Here is a 4,178-nt window from a genome sequence, read left to right on the forward strand (position 1 = left end):
CTCAACCTCGACGCCATCCACGACACCGTACACGAAATGGCAAAGGACGAGGCACGCCACGGACAGGGCTTCCAGGGTCTCTACAACCGCCACTTCAAAAAGTAATACACACCCCTGCCATACATTCAGCGGCGACACCCCACTGTGGGTATCGCCGCTGCTGTTTTTTTGGCCTATATGCACTAACGCTCGACAAGTGCGTCGGATGAAGTGTGTACCCTCCCCTTGTCACGCGTGAAACTCCGGTAGGCTACAGCTCCATGAGGGCAGCGGTGGTAGCACGCCAGACACATCGTGCAGTCGCCTCCCCACTGCGGGTAGCGGCCGTCGACCGTTATATTCTCCATCGGACACACCGACGCACACACACCGCACGAATTGCACTTGCCACGGTCGACGCGGAATCCGCGCGGCGACATGAGAAACGCATTGAAGAGCGGACGCAATATGTAGCTCTTGGCCCATGGCATACTGCCGGGCGTCACCTGCCTCATGCCGTCGGCACGGTTGTCGGCGATGCGCGAGGCTATTGCCGATATGTCAGCAGCCGCATTGTCGAGCTTCGCGGCCCCAATCTCGGCCGAATCCGTGTCAAATCCGGGGAGGCAAACATATGTATTGGGCATCGTCAGAGAGAACACGCCACCTACACGCCATCCGCGGGCGCGTATCATAGCGGCCCACAGCCGATCGGTGCGACCGATATCGTCGCCACACGTAGCCACCATATGATGCACCGACCATGCGCCTGCGTCGGGAGTGTCGGCCGCAAGCCTTCCGATAAACTCCTCAACCACTCGCGGCACACCCCATGCATGCACCGGAAACACCCACAACGTGGCCTCATCCTCAGTCGGTGGCGGAGCCGAGGGGGCATTGTCGACATCCCGGCGCGTGATGCGGCATATCTCCATACCGAGCGCCTTGCCGAGGGCTTTGGCAGCCGCGCGCGAATTGCCCTGTCCGGAAAAATAGTATATCATATCGCGGAGATTATCTTACCGTCACCTGGGTGGCTCCGAATCCGTATTCGCGGAACGAGGCGTCCTGCACATCACACGACTTGTATTTATAGGAAAGCTCCTTCAGTATCGCCTTGCGCAATACACCCTCACCCTTGCCGTGGATGAATACAATCCTGCGCCCTTTGGCCGAGCGGTTCTCCTCCATCACACGGTTGAACTCGCGCAACTGCACCTGAAGCATGTCGGCGTTATCAAGACCGGTGGTATTGTCGAGCAACTCCGATATATGCAGGTCGACTACAAGCGGCTCATTGGCGGCCTTATGGTCGTTACGGCTCACACGGCGCGGCTGAGGCTGCTCGTCGGCGCGACGCTTGGAGCGCATGGCATCCTCCAGACGGCCGGAGTCGATGACCACCGGACGCTGCGGCACATCGTTGCGCGTGATGTCGATTGCAATCACGGGGGTGTCGAAATATACGTTGTCGCGGAAACAGTGGAGCTTGAAAAATTTTGTCGTGTCGACTGAATGCTCCACAGCCACAGGCGATTTCAGGCGGAACTCACGCCCCGGCTTGTAGGCCACGTACTGTACGCTCACACGGTCCATCGCCACGAGGTCGTCGCGGGTGATATGCTGTACCGGCACCTGCATGTGGGGCTCGATTACCTCGGCAAAACGCAGAGTCCAGCCCTTGTCGCTGTCTGAGCGTGTGAGGTAGGTAAGAAACAGCGTATAGTTTGAGTCGTTGACGACATACGCGTCATATTCGGTAGTGTTGAGATGGCGTGGCTCCTCTGCCTCGAAGGCAAGCACTATGTTGAGCTTCTCACCCTCGGGAGTATCGTCGGGATCAACGGCAGGCTCCGGCTTGGGAGATATCCTGCCCTGTCCGGCAAATCCGGCCTCGGGAGCCACATTTGCGGCAGTCGGGTCGTATACGGGCTTCTCCTTCGAGGGGGCTTTCTCCTTCTTGCCCTTAAGCTCCTTTTCCCACCAGCGGTCGCCCGATGAGCCGCTCTGACCGGCGCCGCTCTTTGCTGCGCGGGCCTCCGGTGCCGACTGCCGGGCCGGAACCACTACCACGCATTCGCGCAGAAGCACCGGAGTCTCAAATCCGTCTTCGTCGACATAGGCCACCTGGCCTTCAATCCTTACCACACGGCCGCCACCTACCGAGTTGAGGTAGCGCACCATATCACCTATCTGTGCCATATATAGTTTCTTTTTGATTTCTGTTATACTCTCTAAAATCGGTCGCCCCAGTGAGGCCGGTATGGACGCGTGTAGTAGTATGTGCGTCCATCCTTCTCAAAAGGTATAACCCAGTTGCGGCTACAATATTGTGAGCCAAAAAAATCATAAGCGGTCAAATGCCCCGGCTCCATATTCTCGACCTTTCCCACATACAATCGGGCCCATCCCGGAGATGCCGGAAACACCGTATTGCCGGGAGGCACAAGCGCTATCGAGCCTATCGAGCGGTATTGCATCTTAAATTTCAACGCCTTGCGCGGGTCAAAGTTCTCCCAGTCGATGCCCGACGCAGAGGCCGGGAGGTTGATTAGCGGGCAATCCTTCTTGTAGTACATGCGCAGTCCGCAATGGGTGTAATCGTCCTCAGGGCGCAGATAGCGCACCCGCGAGAACACCCACAGAGGCAGCCGGCTGTCGTCGGGCATGTCATAACAGACAATGCCGTCGGGCGACCCGGCATACAGCGCACGCAACTCCGTGTCGGCCTTCCAGCCTATATAGCTGTAGCGGTCGACCTCAACCATCTGTGCCACTGCCATGACTCCGAGCGGCAAAGCGACAAGAGCACCCGCTACAGGGCCGACCCTGTGACGCCCTACAGGCCCCCACCACTGCCATAACGCTATCAAGGCAAAAATCTGGGAGAACCATCCACTGCGCCCCACAATGCCTCCGACAGCCACAAACCCCATAGCCACCAGGGCGCTTACGACCCACATGGCCCGGTCGGACACGAGCATAAGGCGCAGTTTCTCGCGGCCGGCGCGGCTCGTAAGCGACACAAGCATCACACACAGCATAACGAGTGTAACCGGGGCTGACTTAATCACCAGCATCCACCATACATCATCGGGGGCATTGCCGCCGACCGCACGCATGATAATTCCCGGAGAAAGTGTGACCACAGCCACACCGGCAAGGAATGACCCGAGCATCCACCGCCGCTGAGGCGATAGCCTGCTCCATGCGCCGGAGGATATGTCGCCACGCATCCATGCCACCCACGCCATCCCCGCGCAGAGCGAAAGAGTGGCAGCCTCATGAATCATGCCCGCCAGGAGGCAGAAAAGAGCCACAGAGACGGTAGTGATGCGTCCCGACAGGTCGGATGTACGCCCCACGCCCGTCAGCCATCCGCTACCGGCATTCCGGAGCATGACTAAAAATGACAGCGGCATAGCCGTGGCCCATACATAGTTGAAATTGACATCGATGAGCGAAAAAGAGTCCCACCACGGAAACAGAAATGCGATTATGGCAATCACAACAATAGCGGCAACACCTTTTCCCCGGCAGGGCAACAGACGGCAGAAGTACAGTACCAGAAGGTACATGGCCCCTACAGCCAGACCGCACATCACCGACACCATCCAATGAGGCAGGATGCCCATGAAGAGCGATGCAAGCAAGTTGGCCGAACGTCCGTTGGTATACACCCAGTGGCGCGCCCAATATCGCGGGAACTCCCATACGGCATATCCGCCGGTGCCAATCCCGTCGGCACGCCTGAGTACAGAGGTGTAGATAAGGTCGTCGCCCGTCGGCAAGGTAAAGATATACATCACACACCATGCCGCGGCAAGAGCCGCAACCACCGATAGCACCCACAATGTCGGGATATTGATATATGATTTCTGTCGGTCGGACATCCTTTATCGCATCCTGGAAAATATTCTTATTCCTACAAATATAGCCACTTTCGCAGATACATGCAATAAAAAGAAGTGACAGATGCGGCGCTATAAGGAGGAACCACGCCTGACATAGCGCGTGAGTCCGAAAAAAGCTATGCCGTGTCCGTGCGCCATTACCAGTATTTTCACGAAGATTTTCATACCCGTTAGTGACATCTGTCACACATAATGTCGATTATTCGTTGTAAGACCCCGTTCCCCAATATTTGTTAACGCTGGGGTCGCATATCTCTGAGTGATTTTTGTCTTGTGATGATGGAG

General features: G+C 57.0%; 3 protein-coding genes and 1 pseudogene. 1 reads left to right on the forward strand and 3 read right to left on the reverse strand.

Annotation, left to right across the window (positions count from 1 at the left end; translation table 11 throughout):
• A pseudogene (locus K2I50_RS06160) lies at window positions 1-105 on the forward strand (NADH peroxidase); the annotation flags it as partial.
• A 77-nt stretch (window positions 106-182) separates the two neighbouring features.
• On the opposite strand, the gene K2I50_RS06165 reads toward K2I50_RS06160, so the two are convergent.
• Genes K2I50_RS06165 through K2I50_RS06175 form a run of 3 tightly spaced genes read right to left on the reverse strand, consistent with a single transcriptional unit; the run spans window position 183 to window position 3,872 of the window.
• Entirely contained in the window at window positions 183-983 is an 801-nt protein-coding gene (locus K2I50_RS06165; protein WP_301025327.1) for an EFR1 family ferrodoxin, read from the reverse strand.
• A 10-nt stretch (window positions 984-993) separates the two neighbouring features.
• Entirely contained in the window at window positions 994-2,181 is a 1,188-nt protein-coding gene (locus K2I50_RS06170) for a DUF2027 domain-containing protein (protein WP_135957210.1), read from the reverse strand.
• Between the two features lie 32 nt (window positions 2,182-2,213).
• Window positions 2,214-3,872 carry a hypothetical protein gene (locus K2I50_RS06175; RefSeq protein ID WP_301025328.1) on the reverse strand — a complete coding sequence of 553 codons (1,659 nt, stop codon included), beginning with the start codon at window positions 3,870-3,872 and terminating at the stop codon, window positions 2,214-2,216.
• Window positions 3,873-4,178: the final 306 nt, after the last annotated feature.

Source organism: Muribaculum sp., assembly GCF_029051885.1.
GTDB lineage: Bacteria > Bacteroidota > Bacteroidia > Bacteroidales > Muribaculaceae > Muribaculum.

Bases quoted from the DNA above. Each gene is read 5' to 3' on its own strand.
- K2I50_RS06170 (WP_135957210.1), bottom strand. From the start codon at position 2,181: ATGGCACAGATAGGTGATATGGTGCGCTACCTCAACTCGGTAGGTGGC.
- K2I50_RS06165 (WP_301025327.1), bottom strand. From the start codon at position 983: ATGATATACTATTTTTCCGGACAGGGCAATTCGCGCGCGGCTGCCAAA.
- K2I50_RS06175 (WP_301025328.1), bottom strand. From the start codon at position 3,872: ATGTCCGACCGACAGAAATCATATATCAATATCCCGACATTGTGGGTG.